The organism is Streptomyces sp. NPDC031466, from assembly GCF_055581265.1.
Window position 1 is genome coordinate 91,441 of sequence record NZ_JBVIJT010000007.1, and the last position, 14,472, is coordinate 105,912.

At 73.6% G+C, this 14,472-nt stretch carries 12 protein-coding genes and 1 tRNA gene; 9 read left to right on the forward strand and 4 right to left on the reverse strand.

Annotated elements, in window-relative coordinates; genetic code table 11:
* Nucleotides 1–79: 79 nt before the first annotated feature.
* Nucleotides 80–361 carry an HU family DNA-binding protein gene (locus ACZ5GP_RS18335; protein WP_016645140.1) on the forward strand — a complete coding sequence of 94 codons (282 nt, stop codon included), beginning with the start codon at nucleotides 80–82 and terminating at the stop codon, nucleotides 359–361.
* A 90-nt stretch (nucleotides 362–451) separates the two neighbouring features.
* On the opposite strand, the gene murA is transcribed toward ACZ5GP_RS18335, so the two are convergent.
* Complete coding sequence (gene murA, locus ACZ5GP_RS18340; protein WP_361076277.1) at nucleotides 452–1,801, reverse strand: UDP-N-acetylglucosamine 1-carboxyvinyltransferase; 1,350 nt, start codon at nucleotides 1,799–1,801, stop codon at nucleotides 452–454.
* A gap of 253 nt (nucleotides 1,802–2,054) precedes the next feature.
* Between murA and ACZ5GP_RS18345 the strand changes: the two genes are divergently transcribed.
* The 7 genes from ACZ5GP_RS18345 to ACZ5GP_RS18375 all read left to right on the forward strand — a co-directional run bounded on the left by ACZ5GP_RS18345 (nucleotide 2,055) and on the right by ACZ5GP_RS18375 (nucleotide 11,043).
* Nucleotides 2,055–2,654, forward strand: coding sequence for a YqgE/AlgH family protein (locus ACZ5GP_RS18345; protein WP_468751839.1), 600 nt, complete (start codon nucleotides 2,055–2,057; stop codon nucleotides 2,652–2,654).
* A 113-nt stretch (nucleotides 2,655–2,767) separates the two neighbouring features.
* Nucleotides 2,768–3,067, forward strand: coding sequence for a DUF3039 domain-containing protein (locus tag ACZ5GP_RS18350; RefSeq protein WP_037825937.1), 300 nt, complete (start codon nucleotides 2,768–2,770; stop codon nucleotides 3,065–3,067).
* Between the two features lie 112 nt (nucleotides 3,068–3,179).
* Nucleotides 3,180–4,880 (forward strand): beta-N-acetylhexosaminidase, encoded by a 1,701-nt coding sequence (locus ACZ5GP_RS18355; RefSeq protein WP_468751840.1) that lies wholly within the window; start codon nucleotides 3,180–3,182, stop codon nucleotides 4,878–4,880.
* Between the two features lie 313 nt (nucleotides 4,881–5,193).
* Complete coding sequence (locus tag ACZ5GP_RS18360) at nucleotides 5,194–6,096, forward strand: FAD binding domain-containing protein (RefSeq protein WP_468751841.1); 903 nt, start codon at nucleotides 5,194–5,196, stop codon at nucleotides 6,094–6,096.
* Nucleotides 6,093–8,162 carry a (2Fe-2S)-binding protein gene (locus ACZ5GP_RS18365; RefSeq protein WP_468751842.1) on the forward strand — a complete coding sequence of 690 codons (2,070 nt, stop codon included), beginning with the start codon at nucleotides 6,093–6,095 and terminating at the stop codon, nucleotides 8,160–8,162. Before ACZ5GP_RS18360 ends, ACZ5GP_RS18365 begins: the two co-directional genes overlap by 4 nt.
* Nucleotides 8,159–10,459 carry a xanthine dehydrogenase family protein molybdopterin-binding subunit gene (locus ACZ5GP_RS18370; RefSeq protein ID WP_468751843.1) on the forward strand — a complete coding sequence of 767 codons (2,301 nt, stop codon included), beginning with the start codon at nucleotides 8,159–8,161 and terminating at the stop codon, nucleotides 10,457–10,459. Before ACZ5GP_RS18365 ends, ACZ5GP_RS18370 begins: the two co-directional genes overlap by 4 nt.
* A 32-nt stretch (nucleotides 10,460–10,491) precedes the next feature.
* Nucleotides 10,492–11,043, forward strand: a complete 552-nt coding sequence (locus ACZ5GP_RS18375) for an AAA family ATPase (protein WP_468751844.1) — start codon at nucleotides 10,492–10,494, stop codon at nucleotides 11,041–11,043.
* An 8-nt stretch (nucleotides 11,044–11,051) separates the two neighbouring features.
* On the opposite strand, the gene ACZ5GP_RS18380 is transcribed toward ACZ5GP_RS18375, so the two are convergent.
* From ACZ5GP_RS18380 to ACZ5GP_RS18390, 3 genes are all read right to left on the reverse strand, one after another.
* Nucleotides 11,052–11,126: transfer RNA gene (locus ACZ5GP_RS18380), tRNA-Cys, on the reverse strand.
* 61 nt (nucleotides 11,127–11,187) lie between these two features.
* Nucleotides 11,188–11,649, reverse strand: a complete 462-nt coding sequence (locus ACZ5GP_RS18385) for a hypothetical protein (RefSeq protein WP_468751845.1) — start codon at nucleotides 11,647–11,649, stop codon at nucleotides 11,188–11,190.
* Nucleotides 11,646–12,059 carry a hypothetical protein gene (locus ACZ5GP_RS18390; RefSeq protein ID WP_468751846.1) on the reverse strand — a complete coding sequence of 138 codons (414 nt, stop codon included), beginning with the start codon at nucleotides 12,057–12,059 and terminating at the stop codon, nucleotides 11,646–11,648. The genes ACZ5GP_RS18385 and ACZ5GP_RS18390 overlap by 4 nt, the downstream gene beginning before the upstream one ends.
* Before the next feature lie 317 nt (nucleotides 12,060–12,376).
* Between ACZ5GP_RS18390 and ACZ5GP_RS18395 the strand changes: the two genes are divergently transcribed.
* Nucleotides 12,377–14,176, forward strand: coding sequence for a DEAD/DEAH box helicase (locus ACZ5GP_RS18395; protein WP_361076257.1), 1,800 nt, complete (start codon nucleotides 12,377–12,379; stop codon nucleotides 14,174–14,176).
* Nucleotides 14,177–14,472 lie beyond the last annotated feature (296 nt).

The following is a 14,472-nucleotide window of genomic DNA, read 5'->3' on the forward strand; positions in this document are numbered from 1 at the left end:
GGTCCGGGGACTGTCCGAGGACCCTGGCAGCATCGGCTTCGATCACGCCTCAACGGCAAAAGAACACGGGAGTACAAACATGAACCGCAGTGAGCTGGTGGCCGCGCTGGCCGACCGCGCCGAGGTGACCCGCAAGGACGCCGACGCCGTGCTGGCCGCGTTCGCCGAGACTGTCGGCGAGATCGTCGCCAAGGGCGACGAGAAGGTCACCATCCCCGGCTTCCTGACCTTCGAGCGCACCCACCGTGCCGCTCGCACCGCCCGTAACCCGCAGACCGGCGAGCCGATCAACATCCCGGCCGGCTACAGCGTCAAGGTTTCGGCTGGTTCCAAGCTGAAGGAAGCGGCCAAGGGGAAGTAACCCCGAGCAGCTGAGAGGGGCGGTCACCCACTGGGTGACCGCCCCTTTCGTATGCGCCGGGCAGCGCGCCGGCCGGCGCGCCACGGGCTGCTAGAGCGCCGTCCTGCCGTTCGGCAGCTCGACCTTCGCGCCGAGCTCCTGGAGCTTGTCCATGAAGTTCTCGTAGCCGCGGTTGATCAGGTCGATGCCGTGCACCCGGGACGTGCCCTGGGCCGCCAGGGCCGCGATGAGGTAAGAGAAGCCGCCGCGCAGGTCGGGGATGACCAGATCGGCGCCCTGGAGCTTCGTGGGGCCGCTCACGACCGCCGAGTGCAGGAAGTTGCGCTGGCCGAAGCGGCAGTCGGAGCCGCCCAGGCACTCGCGGTAGAGCTGGATGTGCGCGCCCATCTGGTTGAGCGCGGACGTGAAGCCGAGGCGCGACTCGTACACCGTCTCGTGGACGATGGACAGGCCCGCGGCCTGCGTCAGCGCGACGACCAGCGGCTGCTGCCAGTCGGTCTGGAAGCCGGGGTGCACGTCCGTCTCCAGGGCGATGGCGTTGAGCGAGCCGCCCGGGTGCCAGAAGCGGATGCCCTCGTCGTCGATCTCGAAGGCGCCGCCCACCTTGCGGTAGGTGTTCAGGAAGGTCATCATCGAGCGCTGCTGGGCGCCGCGGACGTAGATGTTGCCTTCGGTCGCCAGGGCCGCGGAAGCCCAGGAGGCGGCCTCCAGGCGGTCCGAGAGGGCGTGGTGGTTGTAGCCGCCGAGGCTGTCGACACCGGTGATGCGGATGGTGCGGTCGGTGTCCATGGCGATGATCGCGCCCATTTTCTGCAGGACGCAGATCAGGTCCTCGATCTCCGGCTCGACCGCGGCGTTGGAGAGCTCGGTCACACCCTCCGCGAGGACGGCGGTGAGCAGGACCTGCTCGGTGGCGCCCACGGACGGGTAGGGCAGGCGGATCTTGGTGCCGCGCAGGCGCTGCGGGGCCTCCAGGTACTGGCCGTCGGCGCGCTTCTCGATGGTCGCGCCGAACTGGCGGAGCACCTCGAAGTGGAAGTCGATGGGACGGCCGCCGATGTCGCAGCCGCCGAGGCCGGGGATGAAGGCGTGCCCGAGGCGGTGCAGGAGCGGCCCGCAGAAGAGGATCGGAATCCGCGACGAGCCGGCGTGGGCGTCGATGTCGGCGACGTTGGCGCTCTCCACGTGCGACGGGTCCAGGATCAGCTCTCCCGGTTCCTCGCCGGGACGGACCGTCACGCCGTGCAGCTGCAGCAGGCCGCGCACGACACGCACGTCGCGGATGTCGGGGACGTTGCGCAGCCGGCTCGGAGCGCTGCCGAGCAGCGCGGCAACCATGGCCTTGGGCACGAGGTTCTTCGCGCCGCGGACACGGATCTCGCCCTCCAGCGGGGTGCCGCCGTGGACAAGCAGTACATCGTCAATGCCGGTGACGGTCATGAATCTCGCGTTCCGATTGGATGGACGGGGGGACCAAGGGGCAAGCGTAATGGCCGTGTACCCCCCTTCCGTAAGGGCAAGGGCGTGCAAAACAGGTCATGAGTTCGCCACAACACGAACCGTACGGAACCGGACACTCCGGGTCACCGCCGCCGCTGTGCGCTCCGGCCGTTCTCATGCGCCCTGAACTGCACCGGTCCCCGTGGGGCCGTTCCCTCCCCGCGCGCGGCGAAGATGCGGGATCATGTGGACCATGACCGAGGTGTCCTCGCTCACAGGGCGGCTGCTCGTGGCCACGCCGGCCCTGGCGGACCCCCATTTCGACCGCGCGGTGGTGCTGCTCCTCGACCACGACGAGGAGGGCTCGCTCGGCGTGGTCCTGAACCGCCCGACGCCCGTGGACGTGGCCGACATCCTGGAGGGCTGGGGCGCGCTGGCCGGTGCGCCGGGCGTCGTCTTCCAGGGCGGCCCCGTCTCGCTGGACTCGGCGCTCGGCGTCGCGGTGATCCCCGGCGAGGAGGGCACGCCGTCGGGCATCCGCTACCGCACCGGCCGCGTCGACCCCGTGGGCTTTCGCCGGGTGCACGGCGCGATCGGCCTCGTCGACCTGGAGGCCCCGCCGGAGCTGCTCTCCCCGGCGCTCGGCAGCCTGCGGATCTTCGCCGGGTACTCCGGATGGGGGCCCGGCCAGCTGGAGAACGAGCTGGCGGACGGCGCCTGGTACGTGGTCGAGTCCGAGCCGGGGGACGTCTCCTCGCCCGACCCGGAGCGGCTGTGGCGCGCGGTGCTCAGACGCCAGCGCAGCGAGCTGGCGATGGTCGCCACCTATCCGGACGACCCCTCGCTCAACTGACCGAGGAAGCGCTCCGCCCGGCTCGTCGTGCGGAGCCCCGCCGGTGTGCCGGCGACGGGCTCGGGGCGGCGGCCGCTGCCCGGACGCGGCGCGCGTGAGTACCCTTGGCCCTTATGAGCACTCTTGAGCCCGAGCCCGAGCGCGGGGCAGGTACGGGGACCCTCGTAGAGCCGACGCCGCAGGTGTCGCACGGTGACGGCGACCACGAGCGCTATGCGCACTACGTCCAGAAGGACAAGATCATGGCGAGCGCGCTCGACGGCACGCCCGTCGTCGCGCTCTGCGGCAAGGTGTGGGTCCCCGGCCGCGACCCGAAGAAGTACCCCGTCTGTCCCATGTGCAAGGAGATCTACGAGTCCATGGGCGCCGGCGGCGACAAGGACAAGGGCGGCAAGGACGGCGGCAAGAAGTAGCCCCCCTCCTCCCTCCCCTCCGGGGCCACCCGGAGACCCCTCGCCGAAGGGGCGTTGCGCGTGCCGCAACGCCCCTTTTGCGTGCTGCGATCGCGTGACAGCCTTGCGTCGCATGACTCTTGAGCGCCCACCCGTCGCCCACCACCGCCCTGATGGAAGGCGCTTCGCGCCGCTCGCCGACCTCATCCCGGCGCCCGCACGCGCCGAGGCCGTGCCTGGTTCCCCCTTCACCGCCGGAGTGGCCACCACCCTGTGGGCGGGCCCCGGCACCGAGTCCACCGAGCGCTGGCTGCGCGCCACGCTCGGCGCCGCCCTCGGCCTGCCGCTGCCCCCCGGCGCCGAGGGCGCGGGCGACTCCGTTTCCCTGCTCATCGACGCCTCCCTGGAGCCGGAGGCCTACCGGATCACGGTCGACGACAGCCGCGTCGAGATCCGCGGCGGCGCGGCCGCCGGTGTCTTCTGGGGCGCCCAGACGCTCCGTCAGCTCTTTGGACCCGACGCCTTCCGGCGCGCTCAACTGCGGCCCGGCGCCCGGCACCCGCTGCCCGCCGCCGTCGTGGAGGACGCGCCCCGCTTCGGCTGGCGCGGCATGATGCTCGACGTCTCCCGGCACTTCACGCCGAAGGACGGCGTCCTGCGCTACCTCGACCTGCTCGCCGCCCACAAGCTCAACGTCTTCCACTTCCACCTCACCGACGACCAGGGCTGGCGCGTGGAGATCAAGCGCCACCCGAAGCTCACGGAGACCGGCGCGTGGCGGGCCCGCTCCAAGTGGGGCCACCGCAACTCGCCGCTGTGGGAGGAGCGCCCGCACGGCGGCTTCTACACGCAGGACGACATCCGCGAGATCGTCGCGTACGCCGACTCCCTGCACATCACCGTCGTCCCCGAGATCGACATCCCGGGCCACTCGCAGGCCGCGATCAGCGCCTACCCACACCTCGGCAACACCGACGTGGTCGACACGGGCGCGCTGACGGTCTGGGACACCTGGGGCGTCAGCCCGAACGTGCTGGCCCCCACCGAGGACGTACTCCGTTTCTACGAAGGCGTCTTCGAGGAAGTCCTCGAACTCTTCCCGTCCCCGTACATCCACGTCGGCGGCGACGAGTGCCCCAAGGTCCAGTGGAAGGCCTCGCCGGCCGCGCAAGCCCGGATCGAGGAGCTGGGCGTCGAGGGTGAGGACGGGCTGCAGAGCTGGTTCATCCGGCACTTCGACGCCTGGCTCACGGCCCGCGGGCGGCGGCTCGTCGGCTGGGACGAGATCCTGGAGGGCGGCCTCGCCGAGGGCGCCACCGTCTCCTCCTGGCGCGGCTACCGCGGCGGGATCGCCGCCGCCCGGTCCGGCCACGACGTCATCATGTGCCCCGAGCAGCACGTGTACTTGGACCACCGGCAGGACGGCGGCCCCGACGAGCCGATGCCCATCGGGTTCGTCCGCACCCTGGAGGACGTCTACCGCTTCGAGCCGGTCCCCGCCGAACTCACCGAAGAGGAGGCCGCGCACGTCATCGGCACCCAGGCCAACGTCTGGACCGAGGTGATGGAGAACCAGGAACGCGTCGACTACCAGGTCTTCCCCCGCCTCGCCGCCTTCTGCGAGGTCGCCTGGCGCCGCCTCCCCGCGCCCGCCGAACGCGACTTCGCCGACTTCGGCCGCCGCATGGAGGCCCACTACGCGCGACTCGACGCCCTCGGCGTCCACTACCGCCCGCCGGGCGGCCCGTTGCCCTGGCAGCGGCGGCCGGCCCCCGAAGGGCTGACGAACAGTGACCTCGGCCGCCCGATCGAGGGGCCGCCCCCGATCGTGTGAGGTCCCTTCCGGTGAGATCCTGCCGGGCGCGTGCCCCTTGCCCGCGTGCCCGGCCCGGCGGTCCGCGCCCCCCACCCCGGGCCGCCAAAAGCCGTGCGAAAACGGCATATCCCCCTGGACCGGGGACGAATGCCTCCTAGCGGACCCCCGCGTCGGGCCCCGCGGAAGATGTGCCAGAGTTGCCACGTCCGGGTGGGGAGCACGTACCGTACGGCGGAACAGGCGTAACGGTGACACGTCGCGGACGGCGAGCACTTCACGTACGTGACGCAGGTGAAGTACACGGCCGGGCATCGGGAAGGGGCAGCCGGTTTTGAGCACGCACGCACCGCAGGCGGCGACACCGCGGTCGGTGAAGCTGCCCGCCACGCTCGACGAGGCCGTGGCGGCACTCGCCGCCATGCCCGCCGCCGTGCCCGTCGCCGGCGGCACCGACCTCATGGCCTCCGTCAACTCCGGACAGCTGCGCCCCGCCGCCCTCGTCGGCCTCGGCCGCATCAACGAGATCCGCGGCTGGCAGTACCAGGACGGGCACGCCCTGCTCGGCGCCGGCCTCACCCACGCCCGCATGGGCCGCCCCGACTTCGCCGCGCTGATCCCCGCCCTGGCCGCCGCCGCGCGCGCCGCGGGGCCGCCCCAGATCCGCAACGCGGGCACCCTCGGCGGCAACATCGCCTCGGCCGCGCCGACCGGCGACGCGCTGCCCGTGCTCGCCGCCCTCGAAGCCGTCCTGATCATCGCCGGACCCGGGGGGGCCCGCCGCGAGGTCCCCGTCGCGAACCTGCTCGCGGGCGTGGAGATGCTCCGTCCCGGCGAGCTGATCGGCTTCGTGCGCGTGCCCCTGCTGCACGCCCCCCAGGTCTTCCTCAAGGCGACCGGACGCACCGGCCCCGGCCGGGCCACCGCGTCCGTCGCGCTGGTCCTCGACCCCGCGCGCCGCGGGGTGCGGTGCGCGGTCGGCGCCATCGCGCCGATGCCGCTGCGGCCCCTGGAGGCCGAGCAGTGGGTCGCCTCGCTGATCGACTGGGACGGCGAGCGCGGCAGCCTCGTGCCGGAGGCGGTCACCGCCTTCGGCGAGTACGTGGGGGCCGCCTGCGTCCCCGACCAGCCCCCGGCGGCCGACGGCACCGAACAGCCGTTGTCGCCCGGCGTACTGCACCTGCGGCGCACCGTCGCCGTGCTGGCCCGACGAGCACTGGGGAGGGCGCTGTCGTGAGCGACGACCGGAACGCCGACAACGGCGGCGGCTGGCAGCCGCACCCGCAGGGTGAGTACGACTCGGACGCCACGGCGTTCGTGCAGCTCCCCGAGGGCATGCTGGACGTCCCGCTCGCCGCGCCCGGGCACGGCTATGTGCCGCCGCAGATAACGGTCACCCCGACCACCGCCGACGCCACCGACCCGGCGGCCACCGGCTCATGGGTCATGCCCCCCGAGGCCACGGGCGGCTACGACGCCACCGGGCAGTGGAGCTTCCCCGGCACCGAAGCGGTGGAGGCGCAGGCCTACGGGCAGGGCCAGGGATACGGGCAGCAGGAGCATCTGGAGCGCCTGGAGCACCAGGGCTACGAGCCGCCGGAGCACCAGGGGTACGAGCAGTCGGAGCCCCTGGGATACGACCACCAGGGCTACGAGCAGGGCCACAGCCAGGGTTACGGGCAGTCCTACGCGCACCCCGGCGCGGCGCCCTCCTCCGACATCACCGGGCAGTGGTCCATCCCGGTCGCCGAGGGCGAACTGCCGGACGACTCGGGCGAGTACACGGCGTCCGCGCAGGCCGGTGGCTACCCCTTCGGCACGCAGCTGACCTCCTGGCCCGGCGGCGGCACGCCGCCGGCGACCCTGCCGGGCGGCGCGCCCGCGCCGTGGGCGACGGGCGCGGGCGCCGGCGCGCCCTGGGGCGAGCAGCCCCAGGGGACCCCGGAGCAGCCCGCCGCGGAACCCGCCCCGCAGGAGCCGCGGGAGAGCGGGTTCGAGCGCACCACGCTGCTGCGGGCGGTCAGCGTGCCGCCCGCCGGGCAGTCGGGGATCGAGGCGGCGCAGGCCGCGGAGGCCGCGCTGGCCGCCGAGGCGGTTCAGGAGATGGTCGAGACCGCGCAGGAGGCCGCCGAGGCCGCCGAGGCGGCGGAAATCGCGGCGGTGCTCGACGCGTCGGACCCGGCGGAGCAGTTCGAGTCCGCCGAGCAGGCCGCCCCGGCCGACGGCGCCCTGGACGACGCCTTCCCCCAGCCCTTCGCCGAGGCCGCTCCGCAGGCGGCCCAGGAAGCCGAGCCCGCAGCGCCGACGGAGCCGGCCGCACAGGCGGCGCCCGAAGCCCCGTACGAGGCTCCCGGCGCCATCGCCACCGCCCCGGAAACGCCCGCGCCCTCGGAGCACCCCGAGGACGCGCCCGCCGAACCGGCCGTCACCCCCGAGCCCATCGCCCTCGGGCCCGTCGCCGCTCCCGGACCGGTCCCGGCCCCCGAGCCCGTGGACGGGCCGGATCACGCGGACGCGCCCGACGCGGCGGCCGAGACCGCTGAAGCGCCCGCCGAGGCCGCCGCGCCGGACGCCGAGAGCGGTGAGCAGGCCGCTCCGGACGACGACGCGGCGACCGAGACCGCCGACGCCCCCGTCATCGCCCCAAACCCCCTGCACGACGACCACCCCCTCGGCTCCTACGTGCTGCGCGTGAACGGCACCGACCGTCCCGTCACCGACGCCTGGATCGGCGAGTCCCTGCTGTACGTCCTGCGGGAGCGGCTCGGTCTCGCGGGCGCCAAGGACGGTTGTTCGCAGGGCGAGTGCGGGGCCTGCAACGTCCAGGTGGACGGCAGGCTCGTCGCGTCCTGCCTGGTGCCCGCCGCCACCACGGCGGGCAGCGAGATCCGCACCGTCGAGGGCCTGGCCACCGACGGGCAGCCCTCCGACGTGCAGCGCGCGCTCGCCGCGTGCGGCGCCGTGCAGTGCGGGTTCTGCGTGCCGGGCATGGCCATGACCGTGCACGACCTCCTGGAGGGCAACCCCGCCCCCAGCGAGCTGGAGACCCGCCGCGCCCTGTGCGGCAACCTCTGCCGCTGCTCCGGCTACCGCGGTGTCCTGGACGCCGTGCGCGAGGTGGTCGCCGAGCGCGAGGCGAGCGCCGCCGCCGACAGCTCGGCGGCGGCCGCCGAGCAGGGCGACGAGGCCCGCATCCCGCACCAGGCGGCCCCGGGCGCGGGCGGCGTCCACCAGAGCGCGTACGACGACGGGCCGTACGAAGGGCCGCGGGGCCCCTTCGGCCAGGACGGAGGCCAGGCGTGAGCGACGAGACCACCACCGTGACGCCGCCCGCCGCCGCGCCGGGCCCCGAGCCGCTGCCGCACGGCATCGGCGCGTCCCTGCCGCCGGCGGAGTCCCGGGCCAAGACGGAGGGCACCTTCCCCTACGCCGCCGACCTGTGGGCCGAGGGCCTGCTGTGGGCGGCGGTCCTGCGCTCCCCGCACGCCCACGCGCGCATCGTCTCCATCGACACCCGTCACGCGCTCCAGATGCCGGGCGTACGCGCCGTCATCACCCACGAGGACGTGCCCGGCGAGGCGCTGCACGGGCGCAGGACGCCGGACCGCCCGGTCTTCGCCGCCGACGTCGTACGCCACCACGGCGAGGCCATCGCCGCCGTGGCCGCCGACCACCCCGACACCGCCCGGATGGCCGCCGCCGCCGTCATCGTCGAGTACGAGCTGCTCGAACCGGTCACCGACCCCGAGAAGGCCTTCGAGGCCGAGCCGCTGCACCCCGACGGCAACCTCATCCGCCACATCCCGCTGCGCCACGGCGACCCGGAGGCGGCGGGCGAACTCGTCGTCGAGGGCCTGTACCGCATCGGCCGCCAGGACCCGGCGCCGATCGGCGCCGAGGCCGGCCTGGCCGTGCCGCGCCCCGACGGCGGGGTGGAGCTGTACATCGCCTCCACCGACCCGCACGCCGACCGCGACCGGGCCGCCGCCTGCTACGGCCTGGCGCCGCACCAGGTGAAGGTCGTCGTCACCGGCGTGCCGGGTGCGACCGCCGACCGCGAGGACGCGAGCTTCCAGCTCCCGCTCGGGCTGCTCGCGCTGCGCACCGGCTGCCCCGTCAAGATCACCGCGACCCGCGAGGAGTCCTTCCTCGGCCACGCCCACCGCCACCCCACCCTGCTGCGCTACCGCCACCACGCGGACGCCGAGGGCCGCCTGGTCAAGGTGGAGGCGCAGATCCTGCTCGACGCGGGCGCCTACGCGGACACCTCCTCGGAGGCGCTGGCCGCCGCCGTCTCCTTCGCCTGCGGCCCCTACGTCGTGCCGAACGCCTTCATCGAGGGCTGGGCGGTCCGTACGAACAACCCGCCCTCCGGGCACGTCCGCGGCGAGGGCGCCATGCAGGTGTGCGCCGCGTACGAGGCCCAGATGGACAAGATCGCCAAGAAGCTGGGGGTCGACCCGGCCGAGCTGCGGCTGCGCAACGCCATGGCCACCGGGGACATCATGCCCACGGGCCAGACGGTGACGTGCCCGGCCCCGGTGGCCGAACTCCTCGCCGCCGTACGGGACTTCCCGCTGCCCGAGCTACCCAAGGACACCCCCGAGGACGAGTGGCTGCTGCCCGGCGGCCCCGAGGGCGCGGGCGAGCCGGCCGCCGTGCGGCGCGGTGTCGGCTACGGCCTCGGCATGGTCCAGCTCCTGGGCGCCGAGGGCACGGACGAGGTCTCCACCGCCACCGTGAAGGTCCATGACGGCATGGCCACGGTGATCTGCGCGGCCGTCGAGACCGGCCAGGGCTTCACCACGCTGGCCCGTCAGATCGTCCAGGAGACCCTCGGCATCGAGGACGTGCGGGTCGCGCCCGTCGACACCGACCAGCCCCCGGCGGGCCCGAGCTGCCGCGGCCGCCACACCTGGGTGTCCGGCGGCGCGGTCGAGCGCGCGGCGAAGATGGTCCGCACCCAGCTGCTCCAGCCGCTGGCCCACAAGTTCGGCATGTCCACCGAGCTGCTCCAGATCACCGACGGCAAGATCACCTCGTACGACGGTGTGCTGTCCACGACGGTCACCGAGGCGCTGGAGGGCAAGGAGCTGTGGGCCACGGCCCAGTGCCGCCCGCATCCGACGGAGCCGCTGGACGAGGCCGGGCAGGGCGACGCCTTCGTGGGCATGGCGTTCTGCGCGATCCGCGCGGTGGTGGACGTCGACATCGAGATCGGCTCGGTGCGGGTCGTCGAGCTGGCCGTCGCCCAGGACGTGGGCCGCGTCCTCAATCCGGCGCAGCTCCGGACCCGTATCGAGGCGGGCGTCACGCAGGGCGTGGGCGCGGCGCTGACGGAGAACCTCCGCACCCCGCGCGGCATCGTCCGCCACCCCGACCTCACCGGCTACGCCCTGCCCACGGCCCTGGACACCCCCGACATCCGCATCGTGAAGCTGGTGGAGGAGCGGGACGTCGTCGCCCCCTTCGGCGCGAAGGCGGCCGGCGCGGTGCCGGTCGTCACCTCCCCAGCGGCCGTCGCCTCGGCGGTCCGCGCGGCGACGGGCCGCCCGGTCAACCGCCTGCCCATCCGCCCGCAGGCGGCGGTGGCGCAGTAATCCCTCGCGGCGCCCGGGGGCCCGGTGGCACCATGGGCGCCATGACCACCTCTGACCCCACCGGTGTCGTCGTCGTCACGGGCATCATGGCGGCCGGAAAGTCCACGGTGGCCCAGGCGTTGGCCGAGCGGCTGCCGAAGTCCGCGCATGTGCGGGGCGACGTCTACCGGCGGATGATCGTCTCGGGCGGCGTGGAGTTCGAGCCGGGGGCCGGGGGAGAGGCCGAGGCGCAACTGCGCCTGCGGTACGGCCTGTCGGCGTCCACCGCCGACGCGTACGCGGCTGCCGGCTTCACGGCCGTCGTCCAGGACGTCATCCTGGGGCCGTCGTTGCGGACGTACGTCGAACTGCTGCGCACCCGCCCCGTGTACGTGGTCGTCCTCGCCCCGCGCCCCGAGGCGGTCGCCGCCCGGGAGGCCGGACGCGGCAAGACGGGCTACGGCGCGTGGACGGTCCGGGACCTGGACACGGGCCTGCGCGAGACCACCCCGCGCCTCGGCCTGTGGCTGGACAGCTCGGACCTCTCGGTGGGGGAGACGGTGGACGCGATCCTGGCGCGCCTTGAGGACGCGCGGATCGCCTGACTCCGTCGTGGAGGCCGTGGCGGGAATCGAACCCGCGTTACTGGATTTGCAGTCCAGCCCCTCAGCCACTCGGGCACACGGCCGTGCACCGGGCTCCGGTGTGCGAACCCGACCCCTTGAACGTAGACGCCGGCGACGGCCTCCTCAAGGAAACGGCCGCCCCCGCAACGGGACCGCCACACCCCGTTCACGAACGGGCGAACTCCACGCGCCGCGCGAACGCCTCGAACTCCGCGCTCCAGCGCACCTCGGCGGCACCTGGGCCGGGCCGAGGGAGCGTTCGGAGGCGACCAGGGAGCGGCGCAGCGTCGCGAGTGACCCGATGAGCGCGGGGTCGATCCTGAGCTGGCTGCCGCTCCTGCTGACGCCGTCCGTGACGAGGGCGCCCGCGAGGCCGCCGACGCGCTGGATGAATCCTCTGCGGTCGGTGTCCGCGCCGGCCCCCATGCCCATGCCCCCGGTCGTGGGGGCGGGTGGTGGCGCCGGGAGGTGGAAGTGGTTCTCCGTCACGTGCTGGTCGCGCCCCGACTGGTACACGCGTCCGCCGCCGTCGGCCTCCCCGTGGAAGCGGGGCGGGTTCCCGCCGTCCGGGCGCACCGGCGTCACCCCTCGGTGATGTGCTGGTCGCGGCCGGCCTGGTAGACCCGGCCGTGGTCCTGGGCGGTGGCGTGCATCTGGACGCCCGCCTCGTGCTCCCGCGGCGGGGAGATCCGGGCGAGCAGCGTGCGCACGGCGTCGACGGCCTCCGGGTTGGACAGCAGTACGGCCATCACCTGCCCCTGCCAGGCCAGGCGCAGGGCCTGCGCCGTCACCTCGTCCTGCGGTGTGCCGGCGGCGGCCAGCAGGGTCGTGCGGGCCTCGTCGAGGTCCCGCGTCACGGCGTCGGCACCCTCGGGGCGGAAGCGGCGCCACAGGGCGATGACGCCGTCGCGCGCGTGCTGCCACGCGTCGGTGGTCAACGCGCTCACCAGGGTGGTGCCGGCCACCCCCGCGACGGTGACGATCTCTGGATCCACGCCTCTCCCCGCTCCCGCTCTGCCGACGCGGCTCAGCGTAGGCAATGCCCGTCACGGTGACCAGGGTCGGTCGGACGGGCAAGGCTTCCGCGTCGGGGGAGCGGACCGCCGACCGTCGTGTGACGCGGAACCGGGTGCGGTTCGGGCGGTGCCTTCGGTCGGCCGGGGTCTTTGACGGTGCCGGGCGACCGAAGACGTCCGTGTGAGTCCCGTCGCACCCGCCCCGGCCCCCGCCCCGATCTCACCGGCACCCCGATCCATCACCGGTAAGGTGGCCCGGTTGTCGTACGTACCCGAGCCGTAAAAACCCGGAGACCGTGACTACCACCAGCGCCGCCGCCAACTCCTCCCACCACCTCTCGCCCGCCTTCCCCGGCCGCGCCCCCTGGGGCACCGCCAACAAGCTGCGTGCCTGGCAGCAGGGGGCGATGGAGCGGTACCTCCAGGAGCAGCCGCGAGACTTCCTGGCCGTCGCCACCCCCGGCGCCGGCAAGACGACGTTCGCGCTCACGCTCGCGTCCTGGCTGCTGCACCACCACGTCGTGCAGCAGGTCACCGTGGTGGCCCCCACCGAGCACCTGAAGAAGCAGTGGGCGGAGGCGGCCGCCCGGATCGGCATCAAGCTGGACCCGGAGTACAGCGCGGGGCCGCTCAGCAAGGAGTACCAGGGCGTCGCCGTCACGTACGCGGGCGTCGGCGTGCGGCCGATGCTGCACCGCAACCGCTCCGAGCAGCGCAAGACGCTCGTCATCCTGGACGAGATCCACCACGCCGGTGACTCGAAGTCGTGGGGTGAGGCCTGCCTGGAGGCGTTCGAGCCGGCGACGCGGCGCCTGGCGCTGACCGGTACGCCGTTCCGCTCCGACACCAACCCGATCCCCTTCGTCACGTACGAGGAGGGCAACGACGGCATCCGGCGCTCCGCCGCCGACTACACCTACGGCTACGGCAGCGCCCTCGGCGACGGCGTCGTGCGGCCCGTGATCTTCCTGTCGTACTCGGGCAACATGCGGTGGCGCACCAAGGCAGGGGACGAGATCGCGGCCCGGCTCGGCGAGCCGATGACCAAGGACGCCGTCTCGCAGGCCTGGCGCACCGCCCTGGACCCCCGGGGCGACTGGATGCCGAACGTGCTCAGGGCCGCCGACAAGCGGCTCACCGAGGTCAGGAAGGCCATCCCGGACGCGGGCGGGCTCGTCATCGCCTCCGACCAGGACTCCGCCCGCGCCTACGCCAAGCTGATCCGCGAGATCACCGGGACCAAGGCCACGGTCGTCCTCTCCGACGACACCGGTGCCTCCCAGCGCATCGACGACTTCAGCGCGAGCACCGACCGGTGGATGGTCGCCGTCCGCATGGTGTCCGAGGGCGTCGACGTGCCGCGTCTGGCGGTCGGCGTGTACGCGACCACCATCTCCACCCCGCTCTTCTTCGCGCAGGCCGTCGGCCGTTTCGTACGGTCCAGGCGGCGCGGCGAGACCGCCTCCGTCTTCCTGCCCACCGTGCCCGACCTGCTCACCTTCGCCAACGAGATGGAGGTCGAGCGCGACCACGCCCTCGACAAGCCCAAGAAGGAGGGCGAGGAGGACCCCTACGCCGAGTCCGAGAAGGAGATGGACGAGGCGAACAAGGAGCAGGACGAGGACACCGGCGAACAGGAGCAGTTCTCCTTCGAGGCGCTGGAGTCCGAGGCCGTCTTCGACCGGGTGCTGTTCGACGGCGCCGAGTTCGGCATGCAGGCGCACCCGGGCAGCGAGGAGGAGCAGGACTATCTGGGCATCCCCGGCCTCCTCGAACCGGACCAGGTGCAGATGCTGCTCCAGAAGCGGCAGGCCCGGCAGATCGCGCACAGCAGGAAGAAGCCCGACGAGGAGGCCGACCTCCTGGAGCTGCCCGCCGAGCGCCGTCCCGTGGTCTCCCACAAGGAGCTGCTCGGGCTGCGGAAGCAGCTCAACACGATGGTCGGCGCCTACGTCCACCAGAGCGGGAAGCCGCACGGCGTGATCCACACCGAGCTGCGGCGCACCTGCGGCGGGCCGCCGAGCGCGGAGGCCACGGCGGGGCAGTTGCGCCAGCGCATCGAGAAGGTCCAGGAGTGGGCCACCCGCATGAAGTGAGCCCCCGCGGCGCCCAGCCGCCCGGCGGGAGCGGGGCGTTCCGGGTGGGGAGGGGTTGTGCGCAGGGCGTGCGCACGCCTGCCCTCGCGCCCCGCGTAACGGGGCAATGGGGGCGCCGTGGACCTCCCGATGCCCGGATTCTGGACGAACTCTTCCGCTCAGCGGGACGGCCTCGCTACTGTCCCCGCACACGCACACGCCCCGTGGCAGCGCCGCCGCGGAGCGCAGCCGGTGTTCCGACCGGCGGCCTCTGACGCGCGTCGCCCACGGGACCGGCGGCGCAACCGCCGCGTAAG

Excerpts from the sequence above, each read along its gene's own strand:
- ACZ5GP_RS18335 (WP_016645140.1), top strand. The coding sequence starts at position 80 with ATGAACCGCAGTGAGCTGGTGGCCGCGCTGGCCGACCGCGCCGAGGTG.
- murA (WP_361076277.1), bottom strand. The coding sequence starts at position 1,801 with ATGACCGTCACCGGCATTGACGATGTACTGCTTGTCCACGGCGGCACC.
- ACZ5GP_RS18345 (WP_468751839.1), top strand. The coding sequence starts at position 2,055 with ATGACCGAGGTGTCCTCGCTCACAGGGCGGCTGCTCGTGGCCACGCCG.
- ACZ5GP_RS18350 (WP_037825937.1), top strand. The coding sequence starts at position 2,768 with ATGAGCACTCTTGAGCCCGAGCCCGAGCGCGGGGCAGGTACGGGGACC.
- ACZ5GP_RS18355 (WP_468751840.1), top strand. The coding sequence starts at position 3,180 with ATGACTCTTGAGCGCCCACCCGTCGCCCACCACCGCCCTGATGGAAGG.
- ACZ5GP_RS18375 (WP_468751844.1), top strand. The coding sequence starts at position 10,492 with ATGGGCGCCATGACCACCTCTGACCCCACCGGTGTCGTCGTCGTCACG.